General features: G+C 37.8%; 14 protein-coding genes. 6 read left to right on the forward strand and 8 right to left on the reverse strand.

Annotation, left to right across the window (positions count from 1 at the left end):
- Positions 1-97: 97 nt before the first annotated feature.
- Positions 98-982 carry a ParA family protein gene (locus tag VB711_RS04825; RefSeq protein ID WP_323284599.1) on the reverse strand — a complete coding sequence of 295 codons (885 nt, stop codon included), beginning with the start codon at positions 980-982 and terminating at the stop codon, positions 98-100.
- Between the two features lie 283 nt (positions 983-1,265).
- Here VB711_RS04825 and VB711_RS04830 point away from each other — a divergent pair, with 283 nt between their 5' ends.
- Together VB711_RS04830 and VB711_RS04835 are read left to right on the forward strand one after the other, a co-directional pair.
- A complete protein-coding gene (locus tag VB711_RS04830) occupies positions 1,266-2,759 on the forward strand; it encodes an AAA family ATPase (RefSeq protein WP_323284600.1) in 1,494 nt (497 codons plus the stop codon).
- Between the two features lie 5 nt (positions 2,760-2,764).
- Positions 2,765-3,685, forward strand: coding sequence for a hypothetical protein (locus VB711_RS04835; RefSeq protein ID WP_323284601.1), 921 nt, complete (start codon positions 2,765-2,767; stop codon positions 3,683-3,685).
- A 61-nt stretch (positions 3,686-3,746) separates the two neighbouring features.
- On the opposite strand, the gene VB711_RS04840 is transcribed toward VB711_RS04835, so the two are convergent.
- The 5 genes from VB711_RS04840 to VB711_RS04860 all read right to left on the reverse strand — a co-directional run bounded on the left by VB711_RS04840 (position 3,747) and on the right by VB711_RS04860 (position 10,866).
- Complete coding sequence (locus tag VB711_RS04840; RefSeq protein WP_323284602.1) at positions 3,747-5,825, reverse strand: ATP-binding protein; 2,079 nt, start codon at positions 5,823-5,825, stop codon at positions 3,747-3,749.
- A gap of 841 nt (positions 5,826-6,666) precedes the next feature.
- Entirely contained in the window at positions 6,667-6,861 is a 195-nt protein-coding gene (locus VB711_RS04845; protein WP_323284603.1) for a hypothetical protein, read from the reverse strand.
- A gap of 4 nt (positions 6,862-6,865) precedes the next feature.
- Complete coding sequence (locus VB711_RS04850) at positions 6,866-7,495, reverse strand: HPF/RaiA family ribosome-associated protein (RefSeq protein ID WP_323284604.1); 630 nt, start codon at positions 7,493-7,495, stop codon at positions 6,866-6,868.
- Positions 7,496-7,505: 10 nt separating this feature from the next.
- The gene (locus tag VB711_RS04855) at positions 7,506-8,156 is read right to left on the reverse strand and encodes a phosphoribosyltransferase (protein WP_323284605.1); all 651 of its coding nucleotides are present in this window, start codon (positions 8,154-8,156) and stop codon (positions 7,506-7,508) included.
- A gap of 490 nt (positions 8,157-8,646) precedes the next feature.
- Positions 8,647-10,866, reverse strand: coding sequence for a hypothetical protein (locus tag VB711_RS04860; RefSeq protein ID WP_323284606.1), 2,220 nt, complete (start codon positions 10,864-10,866; stop codon positions 8,647-8,649).
- 566 nt (positions 10,867-11,432) lie between these two features.
- Here VB711_RS04860 and VB711_RS04865 point away from each other — a divergent pair.
- Positions 11,433-12,602, forward strand: a complete 1,170-nt coding sequence (locus tag VB711_RS04865; RefSeq protein WP_323284607.1) for a glycosyltransferase family 4 protein — start codon at positions 11,433-11,435, stop codon at positions 12,600-12,602.
- A 21-nt stretch (positions 12,603-12,623) separates the two neighbouring features.
- Complete coding sequence (locus tag VB711_RS04870) at positions 12,624-13,775, forward strand: glycosyltransferase family 4 protein (RefSeq protein WP_323284608.1); 1,152 nt, start codon at positions 12,624-12,626, stop codon at positions 13,773-13,775.
- Positions 13,776-14,065: 290 nt separating this feature from the next.
- On the opposite strand, the gene VB711_RS04875 is transcribed toward VB711_RS04870, so the two are convergent.
- Positions 14,066-15,817: an N-acetylmuramoyl-L-alanine amidase gene (locus tag VB711_RS04875; protein ID WP_323284609.1), complete on the reverse strand. Its 1,752-nt coding sequence runs from the start codon at positions 15,815-15,817 to the stop codon at positions 14,066-14,068.
- A 138-nt stretch (positions 15,818-15,955) separates the two neighbouring features.
- Here VB711_RS04875 and VB711_RS04880 point away from each other — a divergent pair, with 138 nt between their 5' ends.
- Positions 15,956-17,593: a CTP synthase gene (locus VB711_RS04880; RefSeq protein WP_323284610.1), complete on the forward strand. Its 1,638-nt coding sequence runs from the start codon at positions 15,956-15,958 to the stop codon at positions 17,591-17,593.
- Between the two features lie 436 nt (positions 17,594-18,029).
- A complete protein-coding gene (locus tag VB711_RS04885; protein WP_323284611.1) occupies positions 18,030-18,452 on the forward strand; it encodes a hypothetical protein in 423 nt (140 codons plus the stop codon).
- Between the two features lie 84 nt (positions 18,453-18,536).
- On the opposite strand, the gene VB711_RS04890 is transcribed toward VB711_RS04885, so the two are convergent.
- Complete coding sequence (locus tag VB711_RS04890; protein ID WP_323284612.1) at positions 18,537-19,769, reverse strand: HhoA/HhoB/HtrA family serine endopeptidase; 1,233 nt, start codon at positions 19,767-19,769, stop codon at positions 18,537-18,539.
- Between the last annotated feature and the right edge of the window lie 60 nt (positions 19,770-19,829).

Below are 19,829 nucleotides of genomic sequence, written 5' to 3' on the forward strand. Positions count from 1 at the left end.
AAACCAACCTGTGTAAAGCAAAATAAGGGCGTATTACAATACGCCCCTGTCCTTTTTTCCTGCCCCTAGTTTATCCCAAGTCCCTAGAATTTTAACATTACAATTTCTGTAACAACTCCTGAGTTAATTGAGAAAATGCCTTAGAACCAGCAGAACCAGGATTCATTAACACAACAGGCATAAAACTATCAACAGCTTTAGCAACATTTACATCAACTGGTATTTGCGCTTGACAAATTTTTTCTACACCAAAATCTTCTACAACTCGGTGCATTACTTGTTTATAATACCTACCAGTTAAAAGATTATTATTGCACATACTAAAAACAATACCCAACATTTTGATATTGATTTTAGTTTCATGTTCGTGACTATCTTTTAATTGAGCAATACGCCTTTCTAGTAATTGAATACCTACCACAGATAAAGGTTCAGGTTTAGCAGGTAAAATGTAAAAATCGCTGGTAGCTAAAGCACTGCGAGTCATGAGATTATAGCCAGGAGCGCAATCTAAAAGAATAAAATCATATTCATCACGCACTGTTTTTAAAATGTTGTTAATCAACACTCGTTCAAAGCGATTCCAAATCGTTTCAAAATCCTGTTCACCTAAAGCAACAGATTGATTATGGAGCATTTCTGAAACCACAAATTCATCGTATAAGTCAATATCTCCTGGCAATAAATCCAATCCAGGGAGATTACAAACTTGCGGTTGAATGATATCCTGAATGATCAATTTAGAATTTGGTTCAGGATTAATTACTTCATCTATTAAATACCTAAATGTCTTTCTTTGTTTGCGACGTTTGGCAAAATCCACAGGCGACATCAGACTGAGTGTAGCACTAATTTGACTATCTAAATCGAGAACAAGTACCCGTTTTCCGTGATTTTTAGCCAAACAAGTAGCTATATTGACGGTGAGTGTAGTTTTACCAACTCCACCTTTCATATTTGCGGTCGCAATTACATATCCCATTGGTTAACTCCTCTAATTACGCTTTCCCGTTTAGGTAGCGTACACTTTTTCTGATGAATTTAAATTTTAACTAACTTATGCCTTTTGGTAGATGTGAAAAAATAGCTTTAGTGATATTTTACGCATCTGTTAGTCAGGATTATATAGTAAAAGATAGATTTATAGACTCTGAAAATATATAGTGTAGGGTATGTTACATTTTATTAAAAAAGTATGACAACCTTTTCTACAAAGAAACCATAAGCAGATACAATTGTAAAGTTGATTGCCTCACTGTATTAGTATGACTGCTGAGAATGACTCTAACCTTACACGTATTTTTAATGGGATCAGTCGGAGCAGCAATGAATCCGATGTAGAACAAAAAGTTATAGTTCCTATGTTAAGTATTCTAGGTTACAGTAGTGAAGATTGGCAATCTCAGTTAGTAGTTTTACAGTCTAAACTTGATTTCTTAGTAGGTCAGCCAGATACAGTTTTAACAAAGCCAGCTTATTTAGTTATTGAAGTAAAAGCACCGTCTAAAAAAATATCCCATAGTGTTTGGCAAATTAATAAATATATACGTCGAACTGGCGCTGTTTTAGGTCTTTTAACTAATGGGTATGAATTTCGTATACTGTATAATCATAATGATAAAATTACAACACTTGTTGAATATTCCCAAGTCATGCTTATTGACAAAAAAAGGATATTTTACAAAATTTTATCTAAAAAAACTTATTTAAGTTTTAATGAAAGTCTTTATAGAAATCAACAAAATATTCGTTTGCAATTCTTAAATTTAATTTCCAAAGCAGTGGAGCAAGAAAATATGTTTGGCTTATTCGATAAACCTAAAAACACTCCTGTTCAACAAGAACAAGTTACCCAAAAAAAAGAGATGTTACCAGAAATTAAAAAGGATAAAAAAGCAATGATTATTACGGTATTTAATAACAAAGGTGGAGTAGGTAAGACGACGACAACTATCAATCTTGCTGCTGCTCTTAACAAATTAGGTAGACGTGTATTGCTAATAGATATTGATCCTCAAGCTAACTTAACGATGGGATTAGGAATAGATCCTTTAGAAGATGTTGAACAGCAAGGCAAGAAAGATATTAGTTATTTATTAACTGAACCAAGAACTACCGTAGAAGATACAGTAATTCATAAACAGTTTGATGATGTTGAACTTGATATTATTCCATCTCATATTCGATTAAGTGAAATGGAAGCGATGTTGATTATGACACCGGATATTGATCGTGTATTAGCCAAGAAACTCAAGAAATATCAAGATCAATACGATTATATCTTAATCGATCCACCACCATCTTTTGGTAAAGCTAATACTATTTCATTAATGGCTTCAACAGGAATATTAATTCCTACTCATTTATCTCCTTATCCCATTAGAGCATTAGAGTATGTTATCAATAGAACTATTGCACTAGATCAATCTAGAGATGAATCTTTGCCAATTTTGGGTATTGCAGTTAGTATGTATGATAGAAATGCTAATAAAAATACTGCTAACATGGCTCAAAAAATCCATGATATAATTGCTAATAATCCTCAGAACAAAACTATAGAATTGTTTCCACAAAAAACATGGATACCACGCTTAAACATCGTTTCTAATGTGGCAGATGAAGATAAAGGATATCCATTGTGTTATGCAGAATTTGATAATCGTTTAACTGCTAAAGATAAAGAATCTGCCCAGGATGCTTTTAGTTGCTATATTGAACTGGCAAAACACTTAATTTCTATTACTAAAAATCAGGACTAACAAAAATGACATCATTAGAAACCAGTAATTCAATTATTGATCGTTTACGGATTAAACCAATTTCCCACGGACAAATTTACACTTTCCAAATTGCTATTCCTTCTTCTGAAATTGTAGAAATCTCTTTAGAAAGACAAGAATACCTAAAAAGTAGTCTTATCCAGCAAGGTACTAACTTAATTCCTTTAATTGTCCGACGAACTGAAGCTTATAGCGAAGAAGAAGAATATGAGCTTGTCTATGGGGCTGATTGGTGTTTAGTTGCTAAAGAACTGGATATTGAAAGGCTCTGGGTCTGGGTATTTGATATGACTGATGAACAAGCTGCTATTGCTAAACAAGAAATGCAGTTATTAGTTAGTAATGCAAATGAAAGTGAAAAAATTGAAAATAGAAGCAAAGAAACAGATATTGGTATTTTATTTGAACAAAAGCTAAAACCAATTCATACTCAAATACAACAACTATTTTCTAATTTTCGTAAGATTGAAGATTTATCATCCATTATTCAAATACTTACCCCACTTATTAAAAAACTGACTGCTGAAAATAGCAAATCAGATTATGATGAAAAATTGAGATCAATTGAAAGTAAGATTGAAAATTTATCATCTGATATTCAAAAACTTACAATAATTCCTGAAAAACGTACTATCAAAGATATCACTTCAGATCCCCCAGCTAAAAAGCTGGATTTATTAATAGCAACAGATGAAGATATTACAAACGAATTAAAACATTATGGAATGAAAATTACCAACATAAAAGCAGCATTAAACGCTATTAACTCTTGGCGACAGCCTGGTGAAAAATTAACTTGGAATAATCTCGAAAAATCTACTAAACCAGGTGAACATAAAATTGATAATTTTGGGAAAGAAACTTATAACAAGCTGAAAAGTGTTACGGATATAGGCAATGGCTAGACTTTTCTTTTGCGTCTCTGCATGAGACATAATTCCTGTATTCAGCGCAAAAATTGACCCTTTACCCTTCTTGAAAGATGCAAACTAACTGCGACTCTGGTGGGGCTTTATGTCCAATAATCTTCACCTTTTTCTCCCAACATAACTGTTGAACTAATCCATCAATTTGAGATTCTTTCAATTCTGGAAAATGAATACAGGTGTTTTGAATTAAAATTTGTCTACTCAAAAAATATTGAGTTGCTACTAGATTCAAAATGTAATCCTTACTATCTACCAATTCCTTTTTCGATTTCATTGGTTTAAAAGCATCTTTAGCACCAATTTGACTATCTGACTCAAATAACTCAGGTGGTTTTGTTACAACCCCTAAAGACTGCAATAAAGCACAATCATGTAAAACCTTAGTTTCATTGATTAAAGACTGTAAACCAACTAAATCAATCATCTTACCACCAATTACCAAATCTCTTTCACGAGCATCTCTAATAAAGCTGTTATAAGTAACCAAGTAGTGAACAGAATTTAAATTGGGGATAATGTGAACATGACGAGAATTAGTAAAAATCTCTTCATAAGCTTCATAACCTTTATTACCTGGACTTCCTAAAGATTCTGCACGAATTAGATACATCTTGATAGATTTATTTTTTTCTAGCATTTTCCTACAGGCTTCCATCACATAAAACAAACTTATATTGTTAGGATCTTCTGTCCAAACAACTCCTAACATTTCAGATTTATTTGGTAATTCATAGCCTAAAGAATAGCCAGCATACTTTGTTCTAATAAACAGGGGATTTGTGATTTTTGTTATTCCTGAACCAACTAAGGCTTCATTTAAAATTTGAATCAGTTCAGGGGATGATAATTGATTAATTCGTGTAATATCATACTGGAATGTAGTAAATCTTTCACGCCATTTAACTTTGAAGTTTGCTAATAACTCTAAATGTTCTTCCTCTAAGCTTTGATGATCTTTATTAATGTTGAAATCACCCCGCTTATTACCTTGCGCTAACCATTTTTTATAGGCTTTAAAGATATTACTAGCCCAAATGATTAGGTCTCTAGGATTGGTTCTTCCTTCAGGAAACTCTTTTTCTAATATTTGTCGAGTTAAAGGATAAATTGGTGAAGGTGGTTGAGGATTTGATTGAGAATGGATGGTAGCAAGTCTAGAAGATGTGATTAGTTCCGCCTGTGCTAAGGTAATATTTAATAAATCTACTTTTTGATTAATCCGAGACTGCTGGATCTGATTAATTTTCGATTCATTTTCTTCCCAAGTATGGTTAGAAATATTGATGATAATCAAAAAATTATGATCTTCGTCTCTAATTTTGGTATTGACAGTGAATAATGCTGGTAAATCTATTGAGCCATCTGGTAAGCAGCCAATACTTTCTATTTGATCAAAACACAGGACTATAGGTTGATTATCACCAGCTACTTTACCTAAATTGACTAAGGTTTCCCGTGCTATTGTTTCGGTATCAATCGTTTTTTTAATTCCTAATGCTTGCATAGATTCTTCGCTTAAATCATCACCACGCAAATAGCCACAAGCTAAAGGATAAAGGTCTGAATTAGTCAAATCGAAGAGTATGCCAAAGAAAGTATCAGGATCATAAATGTTGACCTGTTTATATATTTCTTTGAGTTTGTTAATAAATTTCTGTTTATCGCTTCGCCAAAACTCTAATAGCTCATCTCTGAACATTCGTTCCTTGGTGTTGCTTTGCTTCATAGCAGATAACCAAGTTAATAGTTGAGATTCTCGGCTATCTTCTGATGGTTGTGTCAAACTATCAACTGTATAACGGAGAATATGCCGCCAAATCCACTCACGATCAGGAAAGGGAGGTATATAAGCAAAATATGATTTGAAGTGAAATTGCTTTCTCAGTCTAGTTAGTAAATAGGTTTTACCAGAACCACTATGACAATTAATCAGAACTGTGCGTGTACGGTGATCTTGTATAACTTGATTTAGTAAAGCTTCAATTGTGACAAATGCTTCTTGATGAATATAATCAACTGTGGATTCTGATTGTTCCTGCTTATGCCAACTTATAACTGAGTCAATGTCACTAAAAGGATTTGTATTTCTCAGAATAATCTCATTAATAGATGCCATAAAATTACCTCTTAGTTCACGGTAAGACAAAAGGAAGCTACAAAATAGATGGAAGAATTATTTGGGAATTGTGTGATCTAGGCAATTTCACCGAGGGGAGAAGTTTTACTGGTAGGATAATGGAGATATCCAGATGAATTTAATCATAAGTTCAAATCATTTTTGTTCATGCAAGTAGTTTTGCTGATATATTAAGGGGTAGTGTGATGAAATAACAAAGTTTGACGAACTTTGTTTAATCTAACTATCATCAGTGTGATTAGTTACTAATTATTATGCCATTTCTTATGCACATTTGTTAAGTAATAACAGTTTTTTTTATTGTTTAAATTGGGGTTTATTCAACACAAGATTTTTTATTCTTCTATTAATATAAAGTTAACCTTTTCATAAAGTTATTCTGCTATGGAAATCATTAATGATATTTGAAAAGTTCTAAGACCGGGTTTTGGTGGGCATTGCCCACCCTACAATCGACAAATTTGAACGCTGACTTACTTATTCTGTTATAGGTTGTTTGAAAAGTCTAAATTCATACATTCCTTGGCGATTATAATAGAGCCTCCGGCACGCTAATGCGAACGCGGCTACACAGACAAAACCAACCTTCGTGGGTTCAAAAGCCCTGATTTTTCATTAGTCCATACAGGTGGACTTCGTTTGTGTAGTAGCGTTCGCATTAGCGTGCCGGAGGCTCTATTATATTCGCCAAAAACTTTTCAAACATCCTCTTAGAAGAGATTTCTCAAAATCCCCCTTTCTAAGGGGGATTTAGGGGGATCTGGGGATGTCATATCCCACAGGAAAAAGTTTTAAAACAACCTCTTAGAAGATGTTATTTTTAGCTTGGTTGATGGTTATTTTCAAGATGGTTAATTAGGTTTTCTGCTATTTCAATGGCGACTATTATTAGTTTCTGTTCCATTGTTCCACGCCCTCCTGCATCACTAATTTGGGGGTAAATGTGGGGATTTGACAACATGGCGGCCAAGATTTGAGAAGCAGTTTGTTGGAGTTGATTGGTTTGGGTGTTCACTCTGTTATTGTCTCCAATCTAAGGGGGGTTGAATGAGGGTTTGGTCTGATTTACCGGCACGGACACCTGGTTTGTCGATGATTTTAACGGTGCTGGCTTGGGGCCCTTGTTCACCTTGTTCTAAGGAAAAATGGACTCCGGTACCAATTTCTAAGCGATCGAAGTGGTTATGTAAGATGCTGTTGCGGTGGAAGTAGATTTCTTGACCGTCTAAGGTTTTGAGGAAACCGTAACCTTGATCTCGAAATAGTTTGGTGACGAAGCCTGTAGTTTCTTGTGCTGTTTCATCTCTGCTGGCTTGTTCACTAGGACGTTGAAGTTGGGTAAGTTTAGATAGCTGGTGACGCATAGCATCAAAGGCTTCTCGAATTACTGCATTGAGGGGTTCGTATTGGATTCCTTCACTGGGATTTTTTTCTGCTACGAGTTCATGGCCTGGGGGAACAGTAAGATCAATTCGGACTCGATAAGGTGAACCACTACGGGGGCGATCGCTCACTTTTTCGATGGCTATGCGACAACTGCTGATGTAATTACAAATATGTTCTAATTTGCTAATCTTTTCCTGAACTAGGGCATCGATCGCATCTGTTTTTTCTAAATTGCGATAGGTAATTTCAGGTGGAATTTTCATGTTTTTAGATCTAATGGACAATAACTGGTTCTATTTGGTGGAGTAGGTCTTGAACTTGGCGATCGCTGGTTTGAGGAAAGTCTTCGTACCAAAGACCGACACTGTAAAAGGATTTGGGTTGGTGGATACAAATTATTTCGTCTACGGCTGCGGCTAATTGTTGGCAGGTTTCTGGGGATGCGACTGGTACACCAATAATAATATGTGCTGGTTGCTGTTGCCGAACTGCGACTACTGCGGCCCACATGGTTGCGCCGGTAGCTAAACCATCATCTATTAAGATCACTGTTTGCCCTCGAAGTTGAGGAAATGGGCGATTTTGACGATAAAGGTATTCCCGTCGTTCTAGTTCTCTTTCTTCTTGAATGGCGATTCTCGCGATCGCATCATCGGTGATATGTTCTTCTTGGACTATCTGCTGATTCAGTATCCGTACTCCCCCAGGGGCGATCGCACCCATGGCCAATTCTGCATGATTGGGTACACCTAATTTCCTGACTACCAAAACATCCAAGGGGGCTTTGAGGGCTTTGGCTACTTCAAAAGCTACAGGTACACCTCCCCTGGGCAAGGCTAATACTGTCACGTCTGGGCGATCGGCATAAGGTTTTAATTTTTCTGCTAATAATTGACCCGCTTCTTGTCGGTCTTTAAATAGCATGACATCACACTCCTGACAGTCATCTCTAATCTTGATTGTAAAAAGTTAAACCCTGTATGTACTCTCACTAATGGAACGAAATACTGGATCTATAAATCTATCTAAGGACTGGTCATAATTTTTTATAGCAGGAGTCAGGAGTCAGGAGTCAGGAGTAAAACCCTGTTGTGAAACTCCTTTCATCAATAGCTTACGTCAACCTGCCCTAACAATTGATGTCCTAACCACCTTGGCGGTTGCTATAATATTAACTCAAGCCCTGGCGACTGGAAGTCGCGGCTACAAAAACAAAGTCCACCTCCGTGGACTAATAAACTAATGAAACCCACGGAGGTGGGTTTTGCCTGTGTAGATGCGGTTTCTAACCGCCAAAAATCTGCGTGGACTAATAAACTAATGAAACCCACGGAGGTGGCCTTTCCTACGGAAAGCCGCTACGCGCCATGCCTGTGTAGATGCGGTTTCTAACCGCCCAAAATCTTAAAGTGGCTTAAATGGGCAATTGATACACAAGTACCTTTCCTTTCCAATTTTCTTCAGCGAACACTAAATATTCACCGTTAGAACGACGAAAGGCGCGAATACCGTAGGGAATATCAATCCAACCACTTTCTCCACCAACTTCTGGACCTGGCTTTAACCTATAGATTAAATTTCCTGTTGATGCTTGATAAACATAGAGTTCGGCGGTTTTTGTGGTGACAGTAAACACATAATCACCAGATGCACTGATGGATGATGTAGAAACTTCCCGCTTACCAGTGGTATCGTAAGGGACTACAGTTCGCCAACGGGGGGTGCGATTTCCCTTACTCCAATTGTCAAAACGGGCAATTTCTGATCCTACAACTTTGGCATCGTCTTCAAAGGCTGGATGTTCTGCTGTAAAACCAGATAAATACATTGTATCTGTTTCTGGAAAATACTCAAGTCGCCGTAAGTCGGTAAACATGACGGGAGTTGTGTCCTTTTCCATGGATTTATAGGTATAGATGGGATTACCTTTGGCATCTATTCCTTGTAATGGATAGTGACGAATGCCATCTTTTGTTCGCAAAGTTTTCCAAACATCCCCCTTGCTATCTACCCACCATCCTCCTATGTAGGGATAGTCTTTATGGCGATCGTATTCTGTTGATTCAAAAGTACCATTACCATTACCATCACGCCAAATCCATTCTCCTGTTGTTGGTTGAGAGGGTGGCCAATCACCTTTAATGGATGGTTTATTGCTTTCATTTGTACCCACAAACATCCCCGCAGGTATGGCAATTTTACCGTCTGTTGCTGGTTGAAAACGATAGATTTCTAGAAAGCTGTTGTACATATCTGTGAGGAACAAATAAGGTTTTCCTTTAATTCGCCGCACAAATGTACCATCTGGGGATGTATGCAAACGTGGATCTTGGGGATATTTGAAGGGATTAAGGGTGTAAGCTTTATATGTCCATTGTTTACCTGCGGGTTTGCTGTAGTCCATCAAGTATCGTTCTTGTTTGGTAAATACATCTACACCATCGGTTTTAGGATCTGCATCGGCATTATCGACAAATATTAATCCTAGTAATTTCCATTCCATTTTTCCTGATGGTGAAAATTTCCTCAAGTCTGTCCCAGAATGGTTAAAGCCATTACTATTGACATAGACATTGCCAGCACCATCCACACCTACTGCGGTTAAACCGTAAAGTTTGGAATTTTGTACCTCACCTGCTACGCCACTATAAATGCCATTTTTGCTGCCAATTGTCCCGATTTGTACAGGTTGAGAATTTTTGATGTTGTAAATCAGCACTTGCTGAAGGGGTCCATTTTCTGTAACTAACAGTTTACCTTGAAAATCAAGAGCGATCGCTGTTGGTGTGATTACATCTTTAATTTCTTCTGATAATCTCGTTCCTGTGGGCGAATAATGGACAATCTTACCAAATTTATCTCCATCTCTGCGTTGAATCGTCCAAAGACTTCCTTGTTTATCAACAGCGATCGCTTGGGGACTAGCAACAGTAAATTTCCTTATTTCCTCCATTTTATCAGTGTCGTAAATAGTAACCTGATTGGCTTCAGCATTACTGACAAATAACTGATTATTAGCGATCGCTAATCCCGTTACTTCACTGGTATCACTGGCAATTAACATACTTTTATCCCAACCACGTCCACCTTTGAACGGTGCGGGTTTTCCCTCTAGATCATAGCGTCTGACACAGTACCAATTTTTACCCTCCGGCGGATAATCCTGGGTTTTGTGATTCATCCCCCCTTGAATCATCGCCATGTAAATATACTTATCATCTCTCGTTACTGCTTTACCACCAAGACGATTCCAACCGTGGGTATCATCCAGAAGGTCAATTGGTTTACCATCTTTATATATTCCCGCTTCTGCACCCGCTTCATCCCAATGGCTATTCGTATAAATAGTACCATCAGGCGTTACAAACATTCCCTCAATATTATTTTGTACCCGCAGTTTCCCATTGCCAATTGTATTACCAATCCAAGAAGTTGTATAGGTGAATCCAGGCGGTTTAGTCACAGCCCAGTCCATTTTAGAACCTACAAAAGTCACAAGGATTCCACAGATTAGACCTAGTAAGATTTTGAGAATTTGTTTTTTCTGCCAATATCTACTCGGAAATAAATTCTTGATGTAGTGATTGAGTCTTTGGCGAAATTGGACGAGTTGTGGCATAAATCTGTTTCTCATAAAAGTGCTAAAATCAAAATTCTTTAAGCATCATTTTGGGGATATTCATGATTAGGTAAATAGCACAGCAAAAGAGACAGCAAATTTCGGCTAATAATTCCAGATCATTAACCAAGTCAGCTAGTTGTTTACTCAGGAATCAGATCAGATTTTCCCTAACTAGCGACCTACAATATTACTTCCAAGAGAATATACATAAACTAGCAAAAACCATCTGAAAAATAAGATTATTCACCAAAACTTTATCAAAAAAATATTTTTTAAATCTTGAGTAGTCTTGATAAATTTACATCTATAATTGTTATATTTCTGGTAGTAAGCCTATAAAATGAGGGTTTTGACGATTAACCGTTGTTTTAATTTTGCATTATTCTTGGTTTGTTAGATACATTACTTGATTTTTTATTTCTATCCAGATTTAGATCAATATCTAGGAAATATAACAATGACAATCATAATTTATAGATGATAAGTATTACCAGTGTTAGTTTGCTACTAAATCTAAAAACTATTTTGATTCGGTGTTAAAGCAAACAGATACAAACGCAATTTATGGAGATAAATAAGTGGAAGATAACAAAAAAAAATATGATTTAGCACCTGCATCTATTCTGACTTTAGGAACGGGATGGTTTCCTAAAACTCCAGGAGGATTAGAAAGGTATATTTATGAACTAACCCATAAATTAGTAGATACTCAAGACCAAGTAGAATTATGTGGAGTTGGTTTACCAGAAACTCCAGAAAATACACCAGTTAAACTCACAAACTTAGCTAATCCAGATAGTCCAATTTGGCAAAGGTTATCATCAATTCGTACCAACTTTCAAAAAACAAGAGTTAGTAGACCTGATGCAATTAATTTACACTTTGCATTATATAGTTTTCCTATTTTGGATCTTTTACCCAAAGATGTACCCATTACCTTTAACTTTCATGGACCCTGGGCTTGGGAGAGTAAACAAGAAGCAGTTAATAAAAAACTCAGCATTTTAATCAAAAAATACTTAGTGGAAAAAAACACTTATCAAAAGTGCGATCGCTTCATTGTCCTCAGTCAAGCCTTTGGCAAAATTTTACACCAAGATTACCAAATTCCCTGGAGTAAAATTCACATTATCCCTGGTGGAGTTGATATCAATCGCTTTCAAACCAATTTATCTCCTCAAGCAGCTAGAATACAGTTAGATTGGCCTACTAATCGACCTATATTATTTACATCCCGTCGTCTAGTTCATCGGATGGGAATTGATAAATTGTTACAAGCTTTAGCAATCATTAAACAAACAATTCCTGACATCTGGTTAGCGATAGCTGGTCGTGGTCATATCCAAACCATGCTACAACAACAAGCCATAGAATTGGGACTAGAAAACAATATTAAATTTTTAGGTTTTCTACCAGATGAACAATTACCTGTAGCTTATCAAGCTGCTGATTTAACAGTAATGCCGAGTCAATCTTTTGAAGGATTTGGGTTAGCAGTGATCGAATCTTTAGCTTGTGGAACTCCGGTTGTATGCACCCCAGTCGGAGGAATGCCAGAAATATTACAAAACTTTTCACCAGATTTAATTACTGACTCAATTTCTGTTGAAAGTATAGCGGAAAAAATAGAACAAGCAATATTACAAAAAATTGCCTTACCCACCAGAGAAGAATGTCGTAATTACACAGTTAAAAACTACGATTGGACTAATATATCTCAACAAGTAAGACAAGTTTTATTATCTTAATTAATTACTTCTGTGAAACTCATGAAAATTCTTTTTTTAGACCAAAGCGGTAAACCAGGAGGTGCAGAACTGTGTTTAATAGATATCGCCAAACCATATCGTGAAAAAGCACTTGTAGGATTATTCGCAGATGGATCTTTTAAAACTTTACTTCAACAACATTCTATCCCAGTCGAGGTTTTAGGAACTCAAGCCATTAAAGTAAGTAAAGACAGTAGCTTATTCCAAGCATTATTTAGTTTAGGGCAATTAGTACCTTTAATTAAAAAAGTAATTCAACGCGCTCAAGAATATGACTTAATTTATGCTAACACACAAAAAGCCTTAGTTATAGGAGCGATCGCTAGTTTTTTCGCCCGTCGTCCCCTAGTGTATCATCTACATGATATCCTTTCTAAAGAACACTTTAGCCAAACTAACCTTAATGTAGCCATTACCCTAGCAAATCGCTTTGCATCCTTAGTAATTGCCAACTCCCAAGCGAGTAAAACAGCCTTTATCCAAGCGGGAGGAAAATCAGGCATTGTAAAAGTAGTCTACAATGGTTTTACTCCCCAAACTTATCAAATTCCCGAAACTGAAATTCAAAAAACCAGAACAGAATTAGGACTAGAATCAAAATTTATCATCGGACACTTCAGCCGTCTTGCACCTTGGAAAGGACAGCACATTTTAATATCTGCCTTAACCAACTGTCCCCCAGAAACAACAGTTATTTTAGTTGGTGATGCCCTATTTGGGGAACAAGACTATATTCAACAATTACACCAGCAAGTAAAAGAATTAAAATTAGAAAATCGGGTGAAATTTCTCGGATTTCGCTCAGATATTCCCCAATTAATGGCAGCTTGTAACCTTGTAGCACATACATCCATTGCCCCCGAACCCTTTGGTAGAGTGATTGTAGAAGCCATGCTTTCTGGCAGACCAGTGGTTGCAGCTAAAGCCGGTGGAGCAGTAGAATTAGTAGAACAGGGAATCAATGGTTTTTTAGTCACACCAGCGAACCCCCAAGAATTAGCCCAAGTAATTACAGCCTGTATACAAGAACCGGAAAAAACCGCAACCATAGCTAAAAACGCCCAAATTAACGCTAGTTTGCGATTTGATGTCACAACTATTAATCAGCAAATTGCCCAATTATTAGCAACCATTAAGTCTAAACTCCAGTAATTACAGCGATTTCCAATCATATAAGGTACATCCTAGCCCAATACAGTTCGGTTAAACAAATTCATCAGCCGGAAACCCTTGTAGAGACGTTCCATGGAACGTCTCTACAGTCCTTAAACGAACCGTATTGCATCCTAGCCCCCTCATCGCTTGCGGGGAGGGGGTTGGGGGTGGGGTTCTTGTTCCAGGTTTGATGACAATTTGCTGTAACTTTTGGCTAGTTATATTAAAAATGGTTGGGACATTGATTATATTGGTAAAAAACTACAATTCTCAAAGCAATACCAAGTTTATTTCACTATCTTAAACCATTCAGTTACCCCATCAGCCAAAGTCCTTGCGATTTTCTTCTGTTGTTCAGGGTTGACTAACTCCTCAAATTCATCAACATTACTCATCAAACGAAATTCTAATAAAACCGCAGGTGCAGTTGAGGGACGAGTCAGGGCTAAATTATTCCAAAACACGCCATAGGAAGGTTCACGGTGTTTGTTAACCAAGTAATTATGTAAAAATATTGCAGGGCTGTGTGCTTGGGGATGATACCAAAAACTCATCAACCCCCTAATTTTTTCAGTATTACCATCATCAGGTAAAAAGTTATAATGGATAGAAAGAGCGATCGCTGGTTCTTCTCGATTAATTATCTCCTGACGTTCAACCAAAGAAACATCCCGATCATCCTCCCTTGTCATCACCACCGTTGCACCGCGCTTCACCAACTCATCCCGCAGCAACTTCGATAACGCCAAATTTACATCTTTTGCTAAATAGCCCCTCCCTCCCCTTGAACCAAATTCTTTACCACCGTGTCCCGGATTTAGTAAAATCTTAATATTAGACAAAGGCTTGCGTCGATTATTCCCCATCATCGGTGGTTGACGCAGAGTTAAAACCAAAGTTGTATTTTCATATTTCAGCTTATAACCCCACTGTTGGAGCTTTTTGAGGTTGAAAGTGTAATTGACCTGTGTAGGAGTCACCTGTTGCCAATCTAGGCGAGAAATTAAGGGATTGTCATCTAAACGAATGGTGTCAGTTTGGGCAGTGGTATTATAGAGGCTGAGAGTAAAGTAATTATCACCCTGCTGTACACTCACAGGAACAGGAACTTGTAACGGGAAGCGGATTTCTACTGCACCGGGGACTTGACGAGATGCCACACTGCGAATTATCGTCTGTGGTGGAATAGTACCGGGGAGAGTTTGGGTTTCCTGGCTATTAATCCAAGCACCATAATCTAAACGTAACCAATCACCATCTTTCCCTGTCACCGTCAACCTAGTTCCTTGGGGTAAAGGTGTAAGTCGAGAATAATCGGTACTAGCACCAGTACGGGCTACTCCAGAAGGTACTGTCACCTCAACCACAGGTAACTGTTCAGGAGTGAGGATTTGAACTTTTCCTGGACTTGATTGAGTGATTGTTTGACCATTCAGGGTTAAATTAAATTGGGGTTGCCCTAAATCTCCAGGATTTGTAAAGGTTGTGCAACCTTGGTAATTGCTAAAATTAGCAGTAATAGGAGCATTTTTTCCCGTTAACACACTAATATTAGCAGGTAGTTGAGCCTGTGCTGGTTGAGATAAAAGAGCAATAGTTCGATTATTCAGTTTAACTGAGACAATAGCATTAGGACGTGCGATCGCTCCAAAACAAATTAGTTCACCTGGTAATCTGGCAAGATCAACAGAGGGAGTGAGGGAATCTTTAGCAAAAGCTACCCCTTGGGATAACTCAGGATCTAGAGAACGTCTAATTACCTTAATCTCACCTTCTTCATTTGGGTGACGAATTGTAAATGTATTCTCCCCTAACTTTAAGGGGACGCTAGGGGAAAAATGACCGATTTTGTGACGCTTAACTGGATTACCATTAATTATAACTTGCTCATCTGATGGTGCTGTACCAATAAAAAATATTTTTTCTGTACTGGTTTGGTAGTTTATTGGTGGAAAAACTACTACAAGGGATGATTGTGCATAAGCTACAGAGGAGGAGAAAAAATAAGTCAATACTACTGAAACTAAAAGCTTTTTCACGATGGAAACACAGAAGATTTCTGATTAACTACTGTGGCACAATGACCAAGAAAGGATGGTGGATACAACAGGAAAACCCTGATTTATCCAAATGTAGACGGGACGTATTTTTAGAAGTTGCTAGAAATTGAAAATACTATGACTAAGTTTATCTTTGTGACTGGAGGGGTTGTCTCCAGTATTGGTAAAGGCATTGTAGCAGCAAGTTTGGGACGGCTGCTTAAATCACGGGATTATTCCGTGTCGATTCTTAAACTCGACCCTTATATTAACATTGATCCAGGCACAATGAGTCCTTTTCAGCATGGGGAAGTATTTGTTACCCAAGATGGTGCGGAAACAGATTTAGATTTGGGTCACTACGAACGGTTTACGGATACCTCGATGTCACGGTTAAATAGTGTGACTACTGGCTTGATTTATCAATCAGTCATCAATAAGGAACGCCGGGGCGATTACAATGGTGGTACAGTCCAGGTGATTCCCCATATTACCAATGAAATTAAAGATCGGATTCTGAGAGTTGCCAAAGAAACCAATCCCGCAGTTGTGATTACAGAAATTGGGGGAACGGTGGGAGATATTGAATCTCTGCCGTTTTTAGAAGCGATTCGGCAGTTACGGAAAGAAGTGGGACGGCAAAATGTTCTGTATATGCACGTTACACTGTTGCCGTGGATTGCTTCGGCCGGGGAGATGAAAACCAAACCTACTCAACATTCTGTCAAAGAATTGAGATCCATTGGCATTCAACCAGATATTTTAGTTTGCCGTAGCGATCGCCCTATCCCAGTCGGCTTGAAACAAAAATTATCAGAATTTTGCGATGTCCCTGTAGAATGTGTGATTGCTGCCCAAGATGCCAGCAGTATCTATGAAGTACCATTAACAATGGAACGGGAAGGTTTGGCAGATAGAGCCTTAGATTTGCTACAAATGGAACGACGCAAGCCAGATTTGACCCATTGGCAAACAATGGTAGAACGGATGTATAGTCCTAAATACAGCATCGAAATTGCCATTGTTGGTAAATATGTGAGATTAAGTGATGCCTATCTTTCCGTGGTAGAAGCCTTGCGTCATGCTGCTATTGCTACTCATGGTGATTTGCGTTTGCGGTGGATAAATTCCGAAGTCTTAGAAACTGAATCACCAGAAAACTATTTGGCTGGTGTTGATGGTATAATTGTCCCCGGCGGTTTTGGTATTCGGGGCGTAGATGGCAAAATTGCAGCGATTAAGTACGCACGCGATCGCCAAATTCCCTTTTTAGGTTTATGCTTAGGGATGCAATGTTCTGTAATTGAATGGGCTAGAAATGTCGAAGGATTACTCAAAGCCAACAGTGCCGAATTTGATCCCTATACTATAGATCCAGTAATTAACTTATTGCCAGAACAGCAAGATGTAGTAGATTTAGGTGGTACAATGCGTTTAGGATTATATCCTTGTCGGATTCTTCCTGGTACATTGGCTTTCCAACTATATCAAGAAGAAGTGATTTATGAACGCCATCGCCATCGTTATGAATTTAATAATGTCTACCGCGAACAATTATTAGATTCTGGTTATGTTGTTAGCGGCACTTCTCCCGACGGACGCTTAGTGGAAATTGTCGAATATCCAAATCACCCGTTCTTTTTGGCCTGTCAATTCCATCCAGAATTTCAATCCCGTCCTAATACCCCTCATCCTTTATTTCAAGGGTTCATGCAAGCTGCAATATCCCTCACTCACCCCATGACCGAGAAACCAACACCAGTTAAAGTTTCTTAATATACTAAACACGGCTTAATCATTTCATTCTCTGGGTAAGGGTTTAGCACTACTCATACGTGTCAACTTAAGATTAAATCGGCGGTTAAAAACCGCATCTACACAGGCAAAACCCACCTCCGTGGGTTTCAGACCCTCGATTTTTCCTGAGTCCGCGAAGGCGGACTTTGTTTGTGTAGCCGCGACTTCCAGTCGCTGGGGCTTAAGTTGACACGTGTGATCACTGCTAAAACCCTACAAATTTGGGTTTTTCGTAATTTTGTAAAAGTCCATGTCCCAACGGTTTTTAGTATACATCATCAACTACCAAGTTCAATAACTAACTCCATTTTAGGAAAATTGCCAAAAAAATCTAGACTTGGGAATAATTTGCTGTATACTGTGTAAAATTACTGTAGCAAACAGAAAAATATACAGTGGGTCAAGAGGCAATTTTGTGGCATACTGGGAAAAGATTCAATATTTAAGGAAAGTTTATGTAATTAATTTTGACCGTATTAATACCTTTTGTTATGAAAATAACGGTAGAGTTACATTTTGGCTGCCTGATTGTGCTGTACCTATAGTAGTCAATCCTGTTAGTAATTTGGAGGATTATAGGAAAATTTTTGAATATACAGAATATTTAAAAAACGCGGAATTAAATGATGCTTATTGGGTGAAAATAAGTTACCAGAAAAATGAATACATAATTAATCTTAATTCGATCAATTCTTTTTATTATGAAGAGAACGGTAGATTAACTTTTTGGTTGCCTGATATTACTCAACCTTTTATACTTCACCCCGTTAGTAACTTAGATTCATACAAAACGGTTGTTAAATACCTCCAGGAAAAAACAGGATACATTAATTCTTAATCCCATTTCTTGAATGTAGAGACGTTCCATGGAACGTCTCTAGGGTATTTATAGGAAATTTGGTGTCACCTGCTAGATCCTAGACTATTGTAACTGAGCGGGGAAAGCACCAGGGCTGACAGATACTTGAATATTTTGTCCGTTGCGACGCAATTGTAAGCTCAAATTTCGGCCAACTTGGGTGTTTTCTACGGCTTTTTGGACACTAGAAGCATCTGTTACTGGGCTACCGTTGATACCTTGGATGATATCTCCAGCACGTAACCCGGCTTTAGCTGCTGGGGATTTAGGCATAACTTTGACGATTAATACCCCTTTATCCTCGGTTACAGTTAAACCACTGTTAGGATCTGAGTTGATATTTTGCTTGAGTTCGGGGGTTAAACCGACCATTTGGATTCCCAAGTAGGGATGTTGTACTTTACCTGTGGCTATGAGTTGATTAGAAATACGTTGTGCGGTATTAATAGGAATGGCAAATCCTAATCCTTGCGCTCTTTGAATAATAGCAGTGTTCATACCGATGACTTCACCACGGGCATTTAGCAAAGGACCACCAGAGTTACCGGGGTTAATTGCTGCGTCGGTTTGAATAAATTCCACACGCTTATCGGGAACACCAACTTGATTGCTAGAACGTCCGGTGGCGCTAATAATGCCTGTAGTTACGGTATTATCTAAACCAAGGGGATTACCGATCGCGATCGCCCATTGTCCTGCTTGTAGTTGATCAGAATTGCCTATACTTACCTTTGGTAGGTTTTTCGCTTCAATTTTGATCACTGCAACGTCGGTTAATTCGTCCTTACCCAGAACTTTACCTTGAAAGCTACGTCCATCCTTTAGGGTAACTTTTACCGTATTTGTTCCATCAACAACGTGTGCATTGGTGAGAATCCGTCCGTCACCATCTAAAATAAAGCCAGAACCGGTTCCTCTTTCTACTCGGTTTCTTGGTGTTACTGGAAACTCTGAACCAAAAAAGCGTCGGAAAAAGGGATCATTAAATTCATCAGGTACACGACTTTGAACGGTACGGGATGAGTCTATTCTTACCACTGCTGGACCCACCTTCTGCACTACCTGAGTAATAAAGTTAGGATCTGCGTTAGCTGGTAATACAGGGGCAGCATTTACCCGACTGACAGCAAAATCAGATGCCTTTTTAGACATTTGTTGATGGTTATTTCCTATATATCCACCAGCTAATGTCATACCTGAACCCAATAGAATTAGGGATAGAGAAGCAAGTCTCTTTTTCCAGGGGGATGTAGTGGTGTCTGTAAAATTTTGTTTGTTAGATGGTTGGTTTTCCATTGCCGTGTTGAAAAAATATTTAGATTTACTACTACTACTGTAGATATTTTTTTTGACTTT

The sequence above is a fragment of the Cronbergia sp. UHCC 0137 genome, assembly GCF_034932285.1.
In the GTDB taxonomy this organism is placed as follows: Bacteria; Cyanobacteriota; Cyanobacteriia; order Cyanobacteriales; family Nostocaceae; genus Cronbergia.